The organism is Methylobacterium sp. E-066, from assembly GCF_022829635.1.
In the GTDB taxonomy this organism is placed as follows: Bacteria; Pseudomonadota; Alphaproteobacteria; order Rhizobiales; family Beijerinckiaceae; genus Methylobacterium.
Genome location: NZ_JAKSYO010000150.1, coordinates 21,173 through 40,224 on the forward strand (window position 1 = coordinate 21,173; position 19,052 = coordinate 40,224).

General features: G+C 69.5%; 14 protein-coding genes. 6 read left to right on the plus strand and 8 right to left on the minus strand.

What is annotated here, in order from left to right; all coding sequences use genetic code 11:
* Positions 1-63 precede the first annotated feature (63 nt).
* The 5 genes from MKL20_RS20735 to MKL20_RS20755 all read left to right on the plus strand — a co-directional run bounded on the left by MKL20_RS20735 (position 64) and on the right by MKL20_RS20755 (position 6,486).
* Positions 64-1,833: an ABC transporter ATP-binding protein gene (locus MKL20_RS20735; RefSeq protein WP_243963386.1), complete on the plus strand. Its 1,770-nt coding sequence runs from the start codon at positions 64-66 to the stop codon at positions 1,831-1,833.
* Positions 1,834-1,848: 15 nt separating this feature from the next.
* Positions 1,849-2,778: a glutaminase gene (locus MKL20_RS20740; RefSeq protein WP_244038254.1), complete on the plus strand. Its 930-nt coding sequence runs from the start codon at positions 1,849-1,851 to the stop codon at positions 2,776-2,778.
* A 611-nt stretch (positions 2,779-3,389) separates the two neighbouring features.
* On the plus strand, positions 3,390-4,799 hold the full coding sequence (locus MKL20_RS20745) for an MFS transporter (protein WP_244038255.1): 1,410 nt from the start codon (positions 3,390-3,392) through the stop codon (positions 4,797-4,799).
* A 66-nt stretch (positions 4,800-4,865) separates the two neighbouring features.
* Positions 4,866-5,420 carry a Uma2 family endonuclease gene (locus tag MKL20_RS20750; protein WP_244038256.1) on the plus strand — a complete coding sequence of 185 codons (555 nt, stop codon included), beginning with the start codon at positions 4,866-4,868 and terminating at the stop codon, positions 5,418-5,420.
* 52 nt (positions 5,421-5,472) lie between these two features.
* Positions 5,473-6,486: an adenosine kinase gene (locus tag MKL20_RS20755; protein ID WP_244038257.1), complete on the plus strand. Its 1,014-nt coding sequence runs from the start codon at positions 5,473-5,475 to the stop codon at positions 6,484-6,486.
* A 10-nt stretch (positions 6,487-6,496) separates the two neighbouring features.
* Here the strand turns inward: MKL20_RS20755 and MKL20_RS20760 are convergent, their stop codons facing one another.
* The 3 genes from MKL20_RS20760 to MKL20_RS20770 form a co-directional block, all read right to left on the minus strand.
* A complete protein-coding gene (locus MKL20_RS20760) occupies positions 6,497-8,179 on the minus strand; it encodes a methyl-accepting chemotaxis protein (RefSeq protein WP_244038258.1) in 1,683 nt (560 codons plus the stop codon).
* Between the two features lie 210 nt (positions 8,180-8,389).
* Positions 8,390-9,361 (minus strand): NADPH:quinone oxidoreductase family protein, encoded by a 972-nt coding sequence (locus tag MKL20_RS20765; protein ID WP_244038259.1) that lies wholly within the window; start codon positions 9,359-9,361, stop codon positions 8,390-8,392.
* 54 nt (positions 9,362-9,415) lie between these two features.
* A complete protein-coding gene (locus MKL20_RS20770) occupies positions 9,416-11,503 on the minus strand; it encodes an ATP-binding protein (protein ID WP_244038260.1) in 2,088 nt (695 codons plus the stop codon).
* A gap of 95 nt (positions 11,504-11,598) precedes the next feature.
* On the opposite strand from MKL20_RS20770, the gene MKL20_RS20775 reads away from it, so the two are divergent.
* Positions 11,599-12,099: a GrpB family protein gene (locus MKL20_RS20775; protein WP_244038261.1), complete on the plus strand. Its 501-nt coding sequence runs from the start codon at positions 11,599-11,601 to the stop codon at positions 12,097-12,099.
* Between the two features lie 58 nt (positions 12,100-12,157).
* Here the strand turns inward: MKL20_RS20775 and polA are convergent, their stop codons facing one another.
* The 5 genes from polA to MKL20_RS20800 form a co-directional block, all read right to left on the minus strand.
* Positions 12,158-15,310 (minus strand): DNA polymerase I, encoded by a 3,153-nt coding sequence (polA, locus tag MKL20_RS20780; protein WP_244038262.1) that lies wholly within the window; start codon positions 15,308-15,310, stop codon positions 12,158-12,160.
* Between the two features lie 39 nt (positions 15,311-15,349).
* Positions 15,350-15,709, minus strand: coding sequence for a DUF86 domain-containing protein (locus MKL20_RS20785; protein ID WP_244038263.1), 360 nt, complete (start codon positions 15,707-15,709; stop codon positions 15,350-15,352).
* Positions 15,690-15,986: a nucleotidyltransferase family protein gene (locus MKL20_RS20790; protein ID WP_244038264.1), complete on the minus strand. Its 297-nt coding sequence runs from the start codon at positions 15,984-15,986 to the stop codon at positions 15,690-15,692. The genes MKL20_RS20785 and MKL20_RS20790 overlap by 20 nt, the downstream gene beginning before the upstream one ends.
* A gap of 116 nt (positions 15,987-16,102) precedes the next feature.
* Positions 16,103-17,548 carry a UdgX family uracil-DNA binding protein gene (locus MKL20_RS20795; RefSeq protein ID WP_244038265.1) on the minus strand — a complete coding sequence of 482 codons (1,446 nt, stop codon included), beginning with the start codon at positions 17,546-17,548 and terminating at the stop codon, positions 16,103-16,105.
* Positions 17,549-17,721: 173 nt separating this feature from the next.
* Positions 17,722-18,933, minus strand: a complete 1,212-nt coding sequence (locus tag MKL20_RS20800) for a putative DNA modification/repair radical SAM protein (RefSeq protein ID WP_244038266.1) — start codon at positions 18,931-18,933, stop codon at positions 17,722-17,724.
* Positions 18,934-19,052: the final 119 nt, after the last annotated feature.

Sequence of the window (19,052 nt, forward strand, 5' to 3'; positions counted from 1 at the left end):
CGCGTTGCACTCCGCCTCAGCCCGCACCCGCCAGTGCCGCGTGAATACGGAATGGTCACCGCGATGGAAGAGCTGCACCAATACGCTGAGAGGCCCTTCGCCTTCGTCGGGCGATACCTCCGGCGCCGCTGGGTGCCCCACCTGGTGATCTTGATCTCTGTGCTCGGCGCGGTCGGGTTCTCGGTCTCGACCGACTACGCCCTGAAGGGCGTCGTCGATGCGCTGACCAAGGGGCCGGGACCGGGCAACACCCTGGTCTGGGGGGCGCTCGCCGTCCTGATCGGCTTCATCGCGGCCGACAACATGCTCTGGCGCGTGGCGGCGCTGACCGGGGCCTTCACCTTCGTGGGCGTCACCGGCGACATCCGCCGGGACCTGTTCCGGCACATGACCGGCCATTCCCCGACCTTCTTCTCCGACCGGCAACCGGGCACCCTAGCGTCGCGCATCACGGCGACCTCGAACGCGATCTTCACGGTCGAGAACATGTTCGTGTTCAACGTGATGCCGCCCACCGTCGCGGCCTTCGGGTCGATCGCCTACATCGCCACGGTCAACACCACCATGGCGGCGATCCTGGCCGGCGTGTTCGCCGCCGTCGTCGTGCTGATGTTCAAGATGGCCGCGGCCGGAAAGCCGCTGCACCACGACTTCGCCGCCAAGGCGGCCTCGGTGGACGGCGAGATGGTCGATCTCGTCGGCAACATGTCGCTGGTGCGCGCCTTCTCGGGCTTCAAGCGCGAGGGCCAGCGCTTCGAGGGCACCATCGCCACCGAGATGCGCGCCCGGCGCTCGTCGCTGCTCTATCTGGAGAAGCTGCGCATCGTGCACGCGGTGCTGACAGTCTTGGCGGTCTTCGGCCTGCTCTACTGGGCGATCCAGATGTGGGAAGCCGGCCAGGCGACCAACGGCCAGGTGGTGCTGGTCTGCACGCTCGGCATCCGCATCCTGGCGGCCACCCGCGACCTCGCGGTGGCCCTGGTCGACGCGACCCAGCACACCGCCCGCCTCGCCGAGGCCCTGCACACCCTGCTTCAGCCCCACGACCTCGTCGACCATCCGGAGGCGAAGCCGCTGACCGGCCAGGGCGCGAAGATCGAGTTCGACCACGTCGCCTTCAACTATCCGGACGGGCGCCCGGTCTTCACCGATTTCGACCTGGCGATCGAGCCGGGCCAGAAGGTCGGCCTCGTCGGCAAGTCCGGCGGCGGCAAGTCGACCCTGTTCTCGCTGCTGCAGCGCTTCTACGACGTGAAGAGCGGCGAGATCCGCATCAACGGCCAGAACATCGAGCGCGTCACCCAGGAATCCCTGCGCGAGGCGATCACGGTCGTCCCGCAGGACGTGTCGATGTTCCACCGCTCCTTGCGCGAGAACATCCGCTACGGCCGGCCCGACGCCACCGATGAGGAGGTCTGGCAGGCCGCCGAGGCGGCGCGCTGCACCGAGTTCATCCAGGCCCTGCCGGAGGGGTTCGACACCATGGTCGGCGACCGCGGCGTCAAGCTCTCGGGCGGCCAGCGCCAGCGCATCGCCATCGCCCGCGCGATCCTGAAGAATTCGCCGATCCTGCTGCTCGACGAGGCGACCTCGGCGCTCGACGCGGAATCCGAGCAGGCGATCCGTCAGGCGCTGGCCAACCTGATGAAGGGCCGGACCGTCATCGCCATCGCCCACCGCCTCTCGACGCTCCAGGACTTCGACCGGATCGTCGTGCTGGAGGGCGGCCGCATCATCCAGGACGGTTCGCCCGACAACCTGACCCATCTCGACGGCTTCTTCCGCGAGCTGATGAAGAAGGAATCGATGTCGATGTCCCTGGCCGCCGCCTGAGCGGCGAGCCCGGCCGTGCCCGACATCGACAGCGTCGTCCGGGAGATCTCGGAGGAGATGGCGCAGCGCTCCGACCGGGGCGCGGTGGCCGACTACATCCCCGAACTGGCCCGGGTCGATCCGAACCAGTTCGGCATCGCGGTGATCGATGCCGACGGCCGGGTCACGGCCGGCGGCGACAGCGAGACGCCGTTCTCGATCCAGAGCGTCTCGAAGGTGTTCACCCTCACCCTGGCGCTCGGCATGGCCGGCGACCGGCTGTGGAAGCGGGTTGGGCGCGAGCCCTCAGGCAACCCGTTCAACTCGATCGTGCAGCTGGAGCGCGAGCGCGGGGTGCCGCGCAACCCGTTCATCAATGCCGGCGCCATCGCGGTGACCGACCTGATCCTCTCCGGCCACGAGCCCCGGGAGGCGCTGGGCGAGATCCTGCGCTTCATGCAGTTCCTGGCCCAGGACCCGACCATCACCATCGACGAGCGGGTGGCGGCCTCGGAGAAGCGCACGGGTTTTCGCAACACCGCGCTCGCCAACTACATGAAGTCCTTCGGCGTCATCGAGAACCCGGTGGATTACACGCTGGGCGTCTACTTCCACCACTGCGCCATCGCGATGAGCTGCCGGCAGCTCGCCACGGCCGGGCGGTTCCTGGCCCATAACGGCCGCAACCCCTCGACCGGCCACAACGTCGTCTCGGCCGAGCGGGCACGCCGCATCAACGCGATCATGCTGACCTGCGGCCACTACGACGGCTCGGGCGAGTTCGCCTACCGGGTCGGCCTGCCGGGCAAGAGCGGCGTCGGCGGCGCCATCCTGGCGGTGGCGCCCGGCAAGGCCTCGATCGCGGTCTGGTCGCCGGGCCTGGACGCGGCTGGCAATTCCCATCTCGGCCGCGTCGCCCTGGAGCGCCTGACCCAACGGATGGGCTGGTCGGTGTTCGGGGCTTGAGGCGCGTTCGGCTTCAGAGCGCCACCGTCTCTGCGAGATCCACGCGGACGCCCACTGCAAGCCGAAGGGCCTATCCCGCCAATCCCCCTCATCCTGAGGTGCCGCGAAGCGGCCTCGAAGGAGCCCTCCAGCCGGCACCGCGATCCCTGGATGCCTCCTTCGAGGCCTTCGCTTCGCTTCGGCACCTCAGGATGAGGGTGTTGGGTCGGAGGGGCGCCGGTCAGGCCCAGACGCGCCCTCGGACGGGTCCTGTCTTGCGAGGAAGCCGTTGCGCAGCAGCGCCTTTCCGGCCTCGACGTCTCCTGCATGGAAGAGGTCGATCGCCTCGGCCAGGAGCGCCGCTCGGAAAGCCGGGTCGCGCCCGGCCCGCGCTCTCGCCGCCTCCTCGAAACTCCGATGCAACGTCGTCCGGCGAACGGCCTCCGCCCAAGATCTTCGAGGATCGCGTCGTATGCTATCCGGGATGCCCTTCGCCAGCCGAACCGGCCAATCCCGGCGCAGCTCGGACACGCTCGCCCTGCCGGTGCACCAACGAACCCTTGCAGGCGTGACAGTTCCAAGGCAGTGGCGAGCGCATAAGCGACAATGCTCGGTATGGGAGGCGCGCGCGGATGGCGACGACACGGATCGCGCAGCCTGACGGACCCGCCCTGGACCCCGGTGCCATCCTGGCCCGCCTCGACCGGCTGCCGCCGACTCGCACGATCTGGCGCTTCGTGGCTTTGCTCGGCCTCGGCTTCTTCTTCGAGCTCTACGACCTGCTGTTCACCGGCTACGTCGCCCCGGGCCTCGTGAAGGCCGGGATCCTCACGCCGACCACCCCCGGGCTGTTCGGCGCGAGCGGCGTCGCGAGCTTCGTGGCCGCCCTGTTCACCGGGCTGTTCATCGGCACCCTGGTCTGCGGCTGGCTGGCCGACCGGTTCGGCCGCCGGGCGATCTTCACGTGGTCGCTCCTGTCCTACACCGCCGCCAACGTGGTCATGGCCTGCCAGACCGAGGCGTTCGGGCTCAATCTCTGGCGGCTGATCGCCGGGATCGGGCTCGGCCTGGAGATGGTGACCATCGGCAGCTACCTGTCGGAGCTGGTGCCGAAGGGGATCCGCGGCCGCGCTTTCGCCCTGTGCCAGGGTATCGGCTTCACCGCCGTGCCGGTGGTGGCCTTCCTGTCCTACCTGCTGATCCCGACGGCGCCGCTGGGGATCGACGGTTGGCGCTGGGTCGTGCTGATCGGCGCCACCGCGGCGATCGGGGTCTGGTGGCTGCGCGCCGGCCTGCCGGAGAGCCCGCGCTGGCTGGTCGAGCGCGGGCGGCTGGCAGAAGCCGACGCGGTCCTGCGGCGCCTCGAAGGCCAGGTCGCCGCCGAGTACGGCCGCCCCCTGCCGACGCCCGCTACCCCCGAACCCGTGCAGCGGCGTGATGCCTACGGCGACTTGTGGGTGCCGCCCTATCGGCGCCGGGCGCTGATGATGGCCGGGTTCAACGTCTTCCAGACGGTGGGCTTCTACGGCTTCGCCAACTGGGTGCCGACGCTGCTGGTGGCGCAGGGCATCACCATCACGTCGAGCCTCGCCTATACGGCGCTGATCGCGCTCGCCGCACCGGTGGGGCCGCTGATCGGGCTTGCCATCGCCGACCGGTTCGAGCGCAAGCACGTCATCGTGGCTGCGGCACTGGTCTACATCGCCTGCGGGCTGGCCTTCGCGCAGACCCGGGACGTGTCGGTGATCGTCGCGCTCGGGATCGGCCTGACGCTGGCCTCCAACGTGATGTCCTACAGCTTCCACGCCTACCAGGCCGAGCTGTTCCCCACCGGCATCCGGGCCCGGGCGGTGGGCTTCGTCTATTCCTGGAGCCGCTTCTCGGCGATTTTTACGGGGTTCGTCATCGCCTTCGTGCTGCGCGAGGCCGGCACCCCGGGCGTGTTTTTGTTCATCTCCGCGGCGATGCTGGCCGCGGGGCTGCTGGTCGGGCTGCTGGGGCCTCGCACCCGCGATGTGGCTTTGGAGAAGATCGCGGGGTGAGGCTCGCCTCCGTGCAAGCCCGAATCGTGCTAGCCTCACGGCATGGTCGCACAGCCGAAGCCCCGGATGACGGTCGACGAGTTCCTGGTCTGGGCCGAGGACCAGCCGGGACGCTACGAGCTGGTCGAAGGCCAAGTTGTCGCGATGTCGCCGGAGCGGGTTCGGCATGCGGAGGTCAAGGCCTCGGCTTATCTCGCCCTCCGATCCGCTCTGAGCCGGACGCGGCTTCCCTGTCGCGCGCTGCCGGACGGGATGAGCGTGCGCATTGACGACACGACGGTCTTCGAGCCCGACGCCCTCGTCTATTGCGGCGCGCGTGCGGACCCGGACGCGATCGAGATCCGCAATCCTATCCTCGTGATCGAGGTGCTGTCGCCCAGCACGGTCACAGTCGATTCCGGCCGCAAGCTCTCCGGCTATTTCAGCGTCGCCAGCGTCGCGCATTATCTGATGATCGACCCGGTCAAGCGCCTGGTGATCCACCATGCGCGCGGCGCCGATGGCCTGATCGCGACCCGGATCGCCAGCGAGGGCGCCCTCGACCTGAGCCCGCCCGGCCTGAGCCTGTCCGTCGCCGAGCTGTTCGCCGATCTCCCGCCCCCAGGAGATCCCGCGGCTTGATCCGATCCGAGGCGGATGTCACAGCGGCGCAACCGCGAATCAGGACGCCCGGATGACCACACCCCTCGATCTCCTCGTGCTCGGCAACGCCATCGTCGACGTGATCGCCCGCACGGACGACGCCTTCCTGGCCGCGCAAGGCGTCACCAAGGGCGCGATGCAGCTGATCGACGAGGAGCGCGCGGAGGCTTTGTTCGCCGCGATGGGCCCCGCCACGATCGTCTCGGGGGGCTCGGGGGCCAACACCGCAGTTGGCGCGGCCTTGCTCGGCGCCAAGACCAGCTTCGTCGGCAAGGTCCGCAACGACGAGCTCGGCGGCCTGTTCGGCCACGACCTGAAGGCCACCGGCGTCGGCTTCTCGGTGCCGCCGGCGAGCGAGGGGCCGGCCACGGCCCGCTGCTTCGTGCTGGTGACGCCGGACGGCGAGCGCACCATGAACACCTATCTCGGCGCCTGCCAGGGGCTGAACCCCGAGGACGTGGACCGGGCGCTCGTGGCCTCGGCCCGGGTGGTCTACCTCGAAGGCTATCTGTGGGATCCGCCCGCTGCCAAGGACGCGTTCCGCAAGGCCGTCCAGATCGCCCACCAGGCCGGCAACGCGGTGGCGCTGACCCTGTCGGACGCGTTCTGCGTCGGCCGCTACCGGGACGAGTTCCTGGGGCTCGTGCGCGACGGCAGCGTCGACATCCTGTTCGCCAATATCGGCGAGCTCCAGAGCCTCTACCAGACCGACGACCCCGAGGCCGCCGTGGCCGCGCTCCGCGACGAGCGCAACGCCCGTGGCCGGCATCTGCTCGGCCTGGTCACCCGCTCGTCGGACGGCGCCCTGGTGGTGCAGGGCGGCGAGGTCCGGTCGGTCGAGGCGAGCCCGGTGCGCGAGGTGCTGGACACGACCGGGGCCGGCGACCTGTTCGCCGCGGGGTTCCTGGCCGGTCATGCCCGCGGGCTCGACAACGTCACCAGCGCCCGCCTCGGGACGCTGGCGGCCGCCGAGGTCATCCAGCATATCGGCGCGCGCCCCCAGGCCGACCTCGTCGGTCTGGCCAAGGAGCGCAAGCTGCTCTGAGCGGACCCGTTCAAGCCGCCCGCACCGTCGCGAGGAAGTGGGTCACCTCGGTCCGGAGATGCTCGGACCGGAGCGACAGCTCGGAGGCCGAGGTGAGCACCTGACTGGCCGCCGCCCCGGTCTCGTTGGCGGCGCCTGCGACCCCGGAGATGCTGCTCGTCACCTCGCCGGCGCTCGAGGCCGCCTCGGTGACGTTGCGGGCGATCTCCTGGGTCGCGGCCCCCTGCTCCTCGACGGCGGCGGCGATCAAGGTCGCCACCGCGCTGATCTCCTGGATCCGCCCGCCGATGCGGCCGATCGCCGTGACCGCGTCGTCGGTCGAGGCCTGGATCCGCCCAATATGGCCGCTGATCTCGTCGGTGGCCTTGGCGGTCTGGCTCGCCAGCTCCTTCACCTCCGCGGCCACCACGGCGAAGCCCCGCCCGGCCTCGCCGGCGCGCGCCGCCTCGATGGTCGCGTTGAGCGCCAGCAGGTTGGTCTGGCCGGCGATGGTGGTGATCATCGTCACCACGTCGCCGATCCGGGCCGCCGCGCCGCTCAGCTCCTGCACCAGATGGGCGGTCGAGGCGGCATCCTCGACGGCGGCCTGGGTCAGCGCCGCCGCGTTCGAGACCTGGCGGCCTATCTCCTGGACTGAGCTTTCCAGTTCCTCCGCAGCCGAGGCGGCGGTGTTGACGTTGGCGGCGGCGAGCTCGGCCGCGCTCGCCACCCGCAGGGACTGGCTGGCGGCGCCGGAAGCCGTGCTGGTCATGGTGGTGGCCGTGGCCTGCAACGCCGCGGCGGCCCCCGAGACCGTCCCGATGATGCCGCCCACGGCGCCCTCGAAGGCGTCGGCGATCTGGCGCATGCCGGTCTTGCGCTGCTCCTCGGCGGCCTGCCGCGCCTGAGCGGTCTCCGCCTCCAGGGCGTGCGCCCGGATCAGGCCGTCCTTGAAGACCTGCACGGACGCCGCCATGGCGCCGATCTCGTCCTGCCGTTCGGCATAGGGAACGGCGACGGACAGGTCCTGCGCGGCCAGCCGGGTCATGATGTCCGTCATGGTGCGGATCGGGCGGGCGACGCCCCGCAGGATCAGCCAGAAGGCTCCGGCCGTCGCGGCCAAACCCGCGATCAGAACGGCGACCGTCACCGTCCAGGCGGTGGTGTAGGCGTCCTCGGCGCGCTTCGTCGCGGTCTGCGTGCCCTCGGCATTGACCTTGGCGAGATCCGCCAACGCTCCGAAGGCGCCCACCAGAGGGCCGCGGGCCGGCGCGATGGCGTCGCGGGCTGCGGTGCGGTCACCGCGCTTGAGCGCGGCGACGATGGCCTCCCGGGACGCCAGATAGGCCTGCCACCGCGCCTCGAACGCGTTCCACAGGCCGGTCTCGCGCGGCGATCCGATATGCGACCGATACCGCTGGAATTTCTCCGGGATGGCCGCATCCATCTCGGTAAATTCCGCGTCCAGGTCGCGGTTTTCGGCGCTGTCCTCGGCGATGACCTTGCGGATCGTCGTGGTGTGGTACCGCAGCGCCAGGAACTGCAGCTCGTCCAGCTCGTGATTCTTCACGTTCCAGACGTCCCGCATCTCCCGGGCCGAATCATGCACGTCTTTGATACTTACAATATTGCATAATGAATTTACGACCAGAAGAACAAGACCGATACACGAAACCAGGAACAACCGGACCGTTATGCTGCGACCGAACCGCATCTCACTCTCCACCCCCGCGTCACTGCGTAAGATATTACCGCGCCAGCGTGACAAGATGGATTTAAAGACAGCGCTTTGATTTAAAAAATCGGTGACCGACAGACGGCATGACGAACAAATTCCCTCGCAGGCTCGCTTTATAGCCTGACACGATTCCCTTGAGCCCAATTGGAAGTAGAGAACCGGCGATCGCCGCGACGGCCTGCCGGATCACGGCCGCAGCAGCACCTTCCCCACCGCCGCCCGGCGGGTCAGCAGGCCGAAGGCCTCTGGGAAATCGGCGAGCTCGTAGGTGCCGTGGACCTGCGCGGTGAGCTTGCCCTCGGCGACCCAGGCGAGCAGCCGGCGCTGGTCGGCCCGGTGCGCCTCCGGCTCGCGGTCGAGGAAGGCGCCCCAGTGGACGCCCTGCACGTCGAGCTCCTTCAGGAGCATCAGGTTGAGCGGCAGGCGCGGGATGCCGCCGGCCGCGAAACCGATGACGAGGTAGCGGCCGCGCCAGGCCAGCGCCCGCAGGGCCGGCTCGGCGTAGTCGCCGCCGACCGCGTCGTAGACCACGTCGACCCCGCCGCCGCTGATCCGGCGCAGTTCGTCCTTCAGGGTCGTGGGATCGTAGACCAGGGTGGCCTCGGCGCCGTGGGCGCGGGCGACCGCGAGTTTTTCCTCCGAGGAGGCGCAGGCGATCACCCGGGCCCCCATCAGGCGGCCGAGCTCCACCGCGGCGAGGCCGACGCCGCCGGAGGCGCCCAGCACGGCGAGCCACTCGCCCGGCTTCACCTGCGCCCGGTTGGCCAGCGCGTGCAGCGAGGTGCCGTAGGTGATGGTGAGCCCCGCGGCCTGCGCGTCCGGCACGGCCTCCGGCACAGGCGTGAGTTTCGCCGCGTCGATGGCGATCAGCTCTGCGCAGCAGCCATGGCCGGCATGGACGATCACCCGATCGCCCACGGCGACGCCCGAGGCCCCCTCCCCCAGCGCCTCGACCACGCCGACGCCCTCGCCGCCCGGCGAGAACGGCAGCGGCGGCTTCACCTGGTAGCGGCCGGCGACGATCAGCGTGTCGAAGAAATTGAGGGCGGCGAGCCGGATCCGCACCAGGGCCTGCCCGGGGCCCGGCACCGGATCGGGACGCTCCACGATCGCCAGATGCTCCGGCCCATCGAGCTTCGTGCACAGCAGCGCCCGCATCCTGTCCTCCCGGTTGGTTCGTTTCGTCTGTTCAGGCTAAGACGGGTCGCGCGGTCAAGCCGTTCCGATCATCTCGCGGATGCGCGCGCCCAGCACCTCGACCACGAACGGTTTTGTGATCACCTGCATGCCGGGGTCGAGCTGGCCGTTGCCCAGCACCGCGTTCTCCGCGTAGCCGGTGATGAACAGCACCTTGAGGCCGGGGCGCGTGGCCCGCCCGGCCTCGGCCATCTGCCGGCCGTTCATGCCGCCGGGCAGCCCGACATCGCTGACCAGCAGGTCGATGCGCACGTCGGATTGCAGCACCTTGAGGCCGGCGACGCTGTCGGCCGCCTCGATCGCCGTGTAGCCCAGATCCTCCAGCACCTCGGTGACCAGCATGCGCACGGTCGGCTCGTCGTCGACCACCAGCACGGTCTCCCCCGGCGCTGCCCGGGCCGGCGCCCCCGGGATGGCGTGTGGATCCTCCTCCGCCACGTCGCCGCGGTGGCGGGGCAGGTAGAGGCAGACATGGGTGCCCCGGCCGACCTCCGAGACGATCCGCACCTCGCCACCCGATTGCTGGGCGAAGCCGTAGATCATCGACAGGCCGAGGCCGGTGCCCTGGCCGATCGGCTTCGTGGTGAAGAACGGCTCGAACACCTTCGCGACGATCTCCGGCGGCATGCCGGTGCCGGTATCGATGACGCGCAGCACGAGATACTGCCCCGGCGGCATGTCCAGGCGGCGGGCTTCGCGCGCGTCGAAGGTGGCGTTGACGGTCTCGATCGTGATCCGGCCGCCCTCCGGCATCGCGTCCCGGGCGTTGATGCACAGGTTGAGCAGCGCGTTCTCGAGCTGCGGCGGGTCGACCAGGGCCGGCCACAGGCCGGCATCGGCGGCCACCGCGACGGTGACGGCGGGGCCGACCGTGCGCCGGATCAGCTCCTCCAGGCCGGCCACCAGCCGGTTCACGTCGGTGGGTTTCGGGTCGAGGGTCTGCCGGCGGGAGAAGGCGAGCAGGCGGTGCGTGAGGGCGGCGGCGCGCTTCGACGCGCCCTGGGCGGCATTGATGTAGCGATCCACATCCATGACGCGGCCTTGGGCCAGCCGGGTCTGGATCAGCTCCAGCGAGCCCGAGATGCCGGCCAGCAGGTTGTTGAAGTCGTGCGCGATGCCGCCAGTGAGCTGGCCGACCGCCTCCATCTTCTGCGACTGGCGCAGGGCCTCCTCGGCGGCCGCCAGGGCGTCGGCGCGCTCGCGCTCCCCGGTGAAGTCGCGCCCGACCGCGTTGATCACCCCGTCCCCGGGCCGGGCCGCCCAGGTGATCCAGCGGTAGCTGCCGTCCCAGTGGCGGTAGCGGTTGTCGAAGCGCGCGAGGCTCCCGCCCTCGGACAGCTGCCGTGCGCCCTCGCCGGTGCGATCGAGATCGTCCGGATGGACGAAGTCGATCAGGTTGGTGCCGACGAGCGCGTCGGCGCGCCAGCCCAGCACCTCCGTCCAGGCCGGGTTCACCGCGGTGATCGTCCCGTCGAACAGGCAGCGCAGCATCATGTCGGAGGAGAGGGTCCACAGGGCGTTGCGGTCGGCGGTGCGCTCCTCGACCTGCCGGGCCAGGGAGGCGTTGAGGTCGCGCAGCTCCGCGAGCGCCGTCTCCAGCCGGGCTTGGCTCTCCGCGAGGGCGGCATCGGCCAGGACGCGGCCGGTGGTCTCGTTGGTGAGGATGAACAGCCCGACGACCTTGCCGTCCGCGTCGAGCACGCGCGAATACGAGAAGGTCCACCACGTGTCCTGCGCGCCCCGGTCGGTGTCGAGCCGCCACGGCAGGTCGATGAACCGTTCGGGCCGGCCATCCATGGCGGCCTCGATGATCGGCTTGGCCTGTGCCCAGCCATCGGCCCAGACCTCATCGAACCGCGCGCCCATGGCCCAGGGCAGCCGCGGCCCGAGCAGGGGAACGTAGGTGTCGTTGAAGAAGAAATGCAGATCCGGCCCCCAGGCCAGGATCATCGATTCCGGCGAGTTGAGCACCAGCGACAGGGCGGCGCGAAACTCCGCCGGCCAGGCTTTTGGGGGGCCGAGGGGATGGCCGGACCAGTCCCGCGCAAGAATCAGCCGCGCGGCCTCGCCGCCGCCGGAGAGGAAGGCCAGGGAGTCGGTCACGGGGCGATTGTGATCTGCATCATGGCTAATGCCGCGTATGACCGTCTTCGACCGTACTTCCAAGGCCGCGCAGCCTAAATAGAAGATCGCTCGCCATGCCCCATGCTCAGCGCTTCCGCCTGATCGAAGACGATGGCGCGGCCCGCGCAGCCGCGGAACAGTTGTTCGCGGTCGTCCGCCGCACACTTGAGCCGGTCCTGCCGGCCGCGACGGAGATCCTGCACGTCGGCGCCACGGCCATACCGGGCTGCTTGACCAAAGGGGATCTCGATATCGTGGTCCGGGTCGAGGGCCAGGACTTCGCCGCCGCGGAAAGCTGCCTCGCGGCACGCTTCGCGCGCAACGACGGTTCAGTCCGCACCGATGACTTCGCAGCCTTCGAGGATGCCGGCCGGATGCCGCATCTCGGGATCCAGCTCACCGTCAAAGGCGGGCCCTTAGACGTCTTCCACCGTTTCGCCGCGGCCCTGCGCGCTGATCCCGAACTGGTGGCCCGCTACAATGCGCTGAAGCGCGCCCACCATGATCACCCGATGACGCTGTACCGGGCCGCCAAGGACGCGTTCATCAGCGACGTCCTGCGATGCTGCCCGTAGCCGCCGCATTCGCGGCGCGACGAGGGGTTGAGCCCCCGGATCGCGCCGGCGAACGCTGTCAATGCGCCTCTTGCCAATTCCCCGCCGCCTTGGCCTCCACCACCAGCGGCACCCGCAGCGTCAGAGCCGGCGCCGGGGCCTCCTCCATCACGCTGGAAATAATCGGGATCGCGCGCTCGACCTCATCCTCGGCGGCCTCGAAGACCAGCTCGTCGTGCACCTGCAGCAGCATGCTGACGTTGAGTTTTTGGGCGGTGAGCGCCCCCTCGATCCGGGACATGGCCCGGCGGATGATGTCGGCGGCCGAGCCCTGGATCGGGGCGTTGATCGCCTGGCGCTCGACGCTGGCGCGCTCGGAGGGGTTGTTGGAGCGGATCTGCGGATAGTGGCAGACCCGGCCGAACAGCGTCGTGACGTAGCCCTTGTCCCGGCAGATCTTTTTGGTGGTGTCGATGTAGTCGCGGATGCCCGGGAACTGCTCGAAATACTGCTTGATGAACGCCGACGCCTCCTCCCGGCCGATGCCGAGCCGGTCGGCCAGCCCGAAGGCCGAGATGCCGTAGATGATGCCGAAATTGATGGTCTTGGCCCGGCGCCGCAGGTCCGGGGTCATGTCCTTGAGCGACACGCCGAACATCGCCGAGGCGGTCGCCGCATGGATGTCGATGCCGTCCTCGAACGCTTTGCGCAGCTCCGGGATGTCGGCCATGTGGGCGAGGAGCCGCAATTCGATCTGCGAGTAATCCGCTGAGATCAGCCGGTTGCCCGGCGCGGCCACGAAGGCGCGGCGGATGCGGCGGCCCTCCTCGGTGCGGATCGGGATATTTTGGAGGTTCGGCTCGGAGGAGGACAGGCGGCCCGTCGTGGTCGCCGCCAGCGAGAACGAGGTGTGGACCCGGGCCGTCTCCCGGTCGGCATGGGTCTGGAGCGAATCCGTGTAGGTGGATTTCAGCTTCGAGAGCTGGCGCCACTCCAGGATTTTCTTGGGGAGGGGATGCCCGGCCTGGGCCAGTTCTTCGAGAAGGGTCGCGGGCGTCGCCCACTGGCCAGAGGGCGTCTTCTTCGCCCCCGGCAGGCCCATCTTCCCGAACAGGATGTCGCCGATCTGCTTGGGCGAGCCGACCGAAAATTTCTCGCCGGCATCCTCCTGGATCTCTTCCTCCAGGCGGACCAGGATCTGCGAGAAATCGCCCGAGAGCCGGCTCAGCATCTCGCGGTCGACCCGGATGCCGCGCTGCTCCATCCGGGCGATCACCGGCAGGAGCGGCCGCTCCAGGGTCTCGTAGACGGCCACGCGCCGCTCGGCGACGAGGCGCGGCTTCATCATCCGCCACAGGCGCAAAGTGACGTCCGCATCCTCGGCCGCGTAGGCCGTGGCCTTGTCGATGGCGACCCGGTCGAAGCTGACCTTGTTCCGGCCCGTACCGGCCACATCGGAGAACGTGATCGGCTGGTGGCCGAGATGGCGGCGGGCCAGCTCGTCCATGCCGTGGCCGCCCTTGCCGGCATCGAGCACGTAGGAGATCAGCATCGTGTCGTCGAACGGCGCGATCTCGATGCCGTAGCGGGCGAGCACGACCCAATCGTATTTCAGGTTCTGGCCGACCTTCAGCACCCCGGGATTCTCGAGGAGCGGCTTCAGCCGGGCGATGGCGGCGTCGAGGGGGATCTGGCCCGGCACCGGCTCGGCCACGTCGGAAGCCGCCGCGCCCTCGCCGAACAGGTCGGTGGAATCGGCCTGCACCTTCGCGGCCTGGATATGGGCCAGCGGGATGTAGCAGGCCCGGCCGGTGGCGGTGGCCAGGGAGACGCCGACCAGCCCGGCCTTGTGCGCGTCGAGGGCGTCGGTCTCGGTATCGACTGCGACCACCCCGGCCTCCTCGGCCTCGGCGATCCAGGCGTCGAGCTGCTCCAGGGACGCGACGGTCTCGTAGGCGGCGGTGTCGAACGGCGCCACCGCCTCCGCGGCGCGTGCGGCGACCACGTTGCCCGGCGTCGCCTCGATCGGCGCCCGGGGCTTGGCCGGCGCGTCCGGCAGGTCGAGATCGGCGAAGGGATCGACCTCACTGCCCTCGGGCGGGGCGGCGCCCGGGGGCCGCTCAGCGCCGGCCGCCGCGGTCTCCGGGTCCGGCGGCACGGAATCGCCAAAGAACGGCACTGCATCGCTGCCGCCGGCGCCGTTGCTGGAACCATGGGGCTTGGCGCCCGGCAGCAGCGCCGGATCCGGCTTCACCGCCTCGGGGTCGACATGCAGCATCTGAGCGATGCGGCGGGTCAGGGTGTTGAACTCCATCGCCTTCAGGAAGCCGACGAGCTTTTGCGGGTCGGGCTCGGGGACGCGCAGGTTGTCCAGGTCGACCGGGACCGGCACGTCCTCCACCAGAGCCACCAGCTTGCGCGACAGCTTGGCTTGATCGACATTGGCCAGCAGGGTCTCCCGGCGCTTGGGCTGCTTGATCTCGCCGGCCCGCTCCAGCAGCGCCTCGAGGCTGCCGAACTCCTTGATCAGGGCCGCGGCGGTCTTCAGGCCGATGCCGGGCACGCCGGGGACGTTGTCGGAGGTGTCGCCGATCAGCGCCAGCGCGTCGCCGATCTGGTTGGGCTGCAGCCCCTCCCACTTGGCGATGATCGCCTCGACATCGAGGTTGCGCTCGGGCCGGTAGCCGGCCTTGCCCTTGGCGCCGGATTCGAAATCGTAGAACCGGACCAGCGGCCCGACGAGCTGCATCAGGTCCTTGTCGGAGGAGACGATGATGACGCCGGCGCCCCTTGCCTCCGCCTGCCGGGTGTAGGTGGCGATCAGGTCGTCGGCCTCGTAGCGCTCCAGCTCCACCGCGTGCAGGCCGAAGGCCCGCACCGCGTCGCGCATCAGCGGCATCTGCCGCTTCAGGTCGTCGGGCGCGTCCGGGCGGTGGCCCTTGTAGTCCGGGAACATCTCCTTGCGGAACGAGCCCTCGGACTTGTCGAAGACGATGCCGAGATGGGTCGGCATCGTGCCGGCGGCCCCCTCCTGGATGAACTGCGCGATCTTGGTGCAGAACAGCCGCACGGCGCCGGTGGGCAAGCCGTCAGAGGGCCGCGAATTGTACTTCTGGTCCTGGTTGATCGACTGAAAATAGGCCCGGAAGATGAACGAGGAGCCATCGACCAGGATCACCTGATCGCCCGGGCCGACTTTTTTGGGACTTGCGGCGGCGGTCTCGACGGTCATGGGCGCTCGACAGTCATGGGCGAAGGCGTCTCGGGGCGATCAGGGCTCGGGCGCGCGGTCCAGCTCGGCCCGGCAGGCCGCAACGAGGTCGGCCAAGCGCTCGTGAACGGTCCGCCAGACGTTGTCCAGCATGACCCGGTGATAGCCGTGACGGTAGACGTTGCCCGCGTCTGCGATGTCGCGCCACGGCACGTTCGGGTGCCGCGCCCGCATCTCGTCCGTCAGACGGCGGCTCGCTTCCGAGATGATTTCCAGGCAGCGAACCACGGCATAGTTGGTTCGCAGATCCGCCTCGAACGCCTCGAAAGTCATCCCCGCAACGAAATGCTCGGCGGACCGGGCGTTGACGATGATGTCCTCGCACGCGTCCAGCGCCCGCTCAGAAGGCTGAAACGGCATCGCGCTCGGCCCTCTTCCGGACGCGTTCCTTGAGGCCCTGGCGGTCCGCCACGTCGACCGGAACCGGGAACAGGTCGTCAATGAACCGGCACAGGCCCACATAGGTGAACAGGTCACGTACCCGCTCCGGGTCGATCTCGATCATCACATCGAGGTCGCTGTCAGACCGGGCCTCGCCGCGGGCGACGGAGCCGAACAGAGCCGCGTGTCGGACGCCGCGGCGGCGCAACTCCGCCTCGTTGGCACGCAGGATGGCGAGGGCGTCGTGGCTGTCCATGGCAGAGGGGCCGGGCGGATGCGATCGGCAGCAGGTTAACAGAAACTGGGCGATAGGGCGCCAGCCCCGATATCCGCATACACACCAGGTTGGCGAGGCACAGCAGCGATGGTCGATCACGCGGCCAATTCGCGCCCGATCTCCTCCACCCGGCGCAGGTCGTCCACGAAGGCCGCGTAGGCCTCCGCCTTGGCCTCGTCGGGCAGGCGCAGCAGGTAGGACGGGTGGACGGTGATGAAGCCCTGGAAGCGGTTGTCGAGCCGATCGAACCGGAACGGGCCGCGCCCCCGCGTGATCGGAACCGCCTTGCCGGTGAGCGCCAGCACGGCGGTGGCGCCGAGCGCGACCACAAGCTTCGGGGCCACGAAGTCGAGCTCCCGGTCGAGCCACCAGCGGTAGTGGCTGACCTCCCCGGCCGTGGGCTTCTGGTGGATGCGGCGCTTGCCGCGCTCCTCGAACTTGAAATGCTTGACCGCGTTCGTGAGGTAGCTCGCCCCCCGGTCGATCCCGGCCTCCGCCATGGCCCGCGAGAGCAATTGCCCCGCCGGCCCGACGAAGGGTCGGCCCTGCCGGTCCTCCTGGTCGCCCGGCTGCTCGCCGACGAAGGCGATGGTCGCGCCGACCGGCCCCTCGCCGAGCACGGCCTGCGTGGCGCCCGGGACCAGCGGCTCGGTCCGCTTGATGATCGCGTTCAGCTCGTCGAGGGTCTTCGGATCCTGGTCGGCCATGGCGGCGACGGCGCGGGCGGGTTCGCGGCGTGTGGGCAAGGTCGGCTCCCTCTCGATCATGGCTTCGGTCCGCCCCGCCGCCGCCCGGACGAGGGCGGGGATCGCGGCGGTCTCGGGCATGTTGCGCCAGTATTTTTTGGGCATCTCCGCCCGCATCGCCCGGAGATTGGTGCGGGCCGGGTTGAACGTGCTCTCGTAGTAGGTCTGCCAGCCGGCCTCGAAGCCGTCGCCCTCGGGCAGCGCCGCCCGGTCCCCGGGTGGGCCGTAGGTCAAGGTGTCCGTATCCCAATGCGCCGAGCCGTCGGGCGTCAGGATCGACCAGCGCATGCCGCGAAAGCGCGCGACGAAGAACGGCGCGGCCGCCTCCAGGATGTGATGGTCGGGCTCGAACCACGCCACGAAATGCTCGCCGCCCGAATCCTCGGCGCGGCGGAAGCGCAGGAACGCGTGCATCTTGTGCAGGTCGCGCCCGATCGCCTTCGCCATCCGGTGCAGGCGATGGACCAGCGGATCGCTGCCGACCTCCATCAGGTGCCGCTCGCCCTGGCAGACCCGCCAGATCAGGGCGTAGAGCAGGCCGTAGCGCTCGGGATCGCGGTGCGGGATCACCTGGGGGATCAGGCCGGCGACGGCTTTGGGCAGGGCGAGCGGTGCGCTTGCAGCCTGAACCGACTCGGCGCCGAACAGACCGGGCGAATCCGTCACCGACCACGCCACCGCCTCGGGGGGGACGCCCTGCGCGACGAGGCGGCGCGCGGCATCGCGGAAGCCGGTGAGATCGGCACCCGGACGCAGGAGGATGCTCTGCGGCCGACGCGCATCCCCTCCCCCCATTGCGTGGGAGGGTGGGCCTCGCGTCAGCGAGGGTCGGGAGAGGGGCAGCGCGACGTTCGTGGATGGGGCAATCGTAGCGCACTGTCTGGAATCGTCGCTCCCCTCTCCCGACCCGCTTCGCGGGCCACCCTCCCCCGCAGAGGGGGGAGGGAAAATCGCGGTTCCGGCCTTCATCAAAACAGGCTCAGCTGCCGCGCTGGCTCGACCAGGCGTTCGCGCAAGTCGAGCCGGTCGGTGAGCCCGACCGGGCGGTGATCGGCGGCGATCAGGAACGGGCGCGCCCGCTTCAGCCCCGAGGTCAGCCGGGCGACGTCGTCGAGGCGCAGGGTCGCGTGGCGGCGCGCCGTGATGATCTTATCGACCGCCTTGGCCCCGAGGCCCGGCACCCGCAGCAGCCATTCCCGGTCGGCCTTGTTCACGTCCACGGGAAACTTTTCGCGGTGCTTGAGCGCCCAGGCGAGCTTGGGGTCGATGTCGAGGGCGAGCATGCCACCCTCAGAGGCGTCGGCGACTTCGTCGGGGGTGAATTCGTAGTACCGCAACAGCCAATCGGCCTGGTATAGCCGGTGCTCGCGCTGGAGGGGCGGCGGCTTCGGCGGCAGGATCGCCGAGCCGTCCGGGATCGGGCTGAAGGCCGAGTAATAGACCCGCTTCAGGCCGACGCTGCCGTAGAGATGCGCGCTCTTGCGGATCAGGGCCTCGTCGGTGGTGGCATCGGCCCCGACGATCACCTGGGTCGAGTGCCCCGCCGGGGAGAAGCGCCGCTTCTCGGCTTTGGCCTCGACGATGCGCTCGCCGATCTGCGCCATGGCGTTCTGGATCGCGGCGCCGTCCTTCTCGGGGGCGAGGCGCTCCAGGCTCGCCTCGGTGGGCAATTCGACGTTGATCGAGAGCCGGTCGGCGTAGAGGCCGGCCTCCTCGATCAGCCAGGGGCTCGCCTCGGGGATCGACTTGAGATGGATGTAGCCGGCAAAGCCATGGTCGCGCCGGAGCGACTTCGCCACCCGGGTCAGCAGCTCCATGGTGTGGTCGGGCGACTTGATGATGCCGGACGACAGGAACAGGCCCTCGATGTAGTTGCGCCGGTAGAAGTTGAGGGTGAGGTTCACGACCTCCTCGACGGTAAACTTCGCCCGCCGCACGTTCGAGGATCGCCGGTTGATGCAATAGGCGCAGTCGAACAGGCACCAGTTGGTCAACAGGATCTTCAGCAGCGAGACGCAGCGCCCGTCCGGCGTGTAGGCGTGGCAGATGCCCGCCCCGGTGGTTGAGCCCAGCCCATCCTTGCCGGCCGCGCGCTTCGGCGCCGCCGAGGAGGCGCAGGAGGCATCGTACTTGGCGGCATCGGCCAGGATGCGCAGTTTCTTGGCCAGGGTTTCATCCATCGAACAGACAATGAACGACACGCCCGAAGAGGCAAGACCGACCCGCGCCCGGCCCCCGTCCGCGATGCCGCACCCCGGGGTAAACAGTACTTCGCGCACGATTCCGCCAAGGAGGCGCC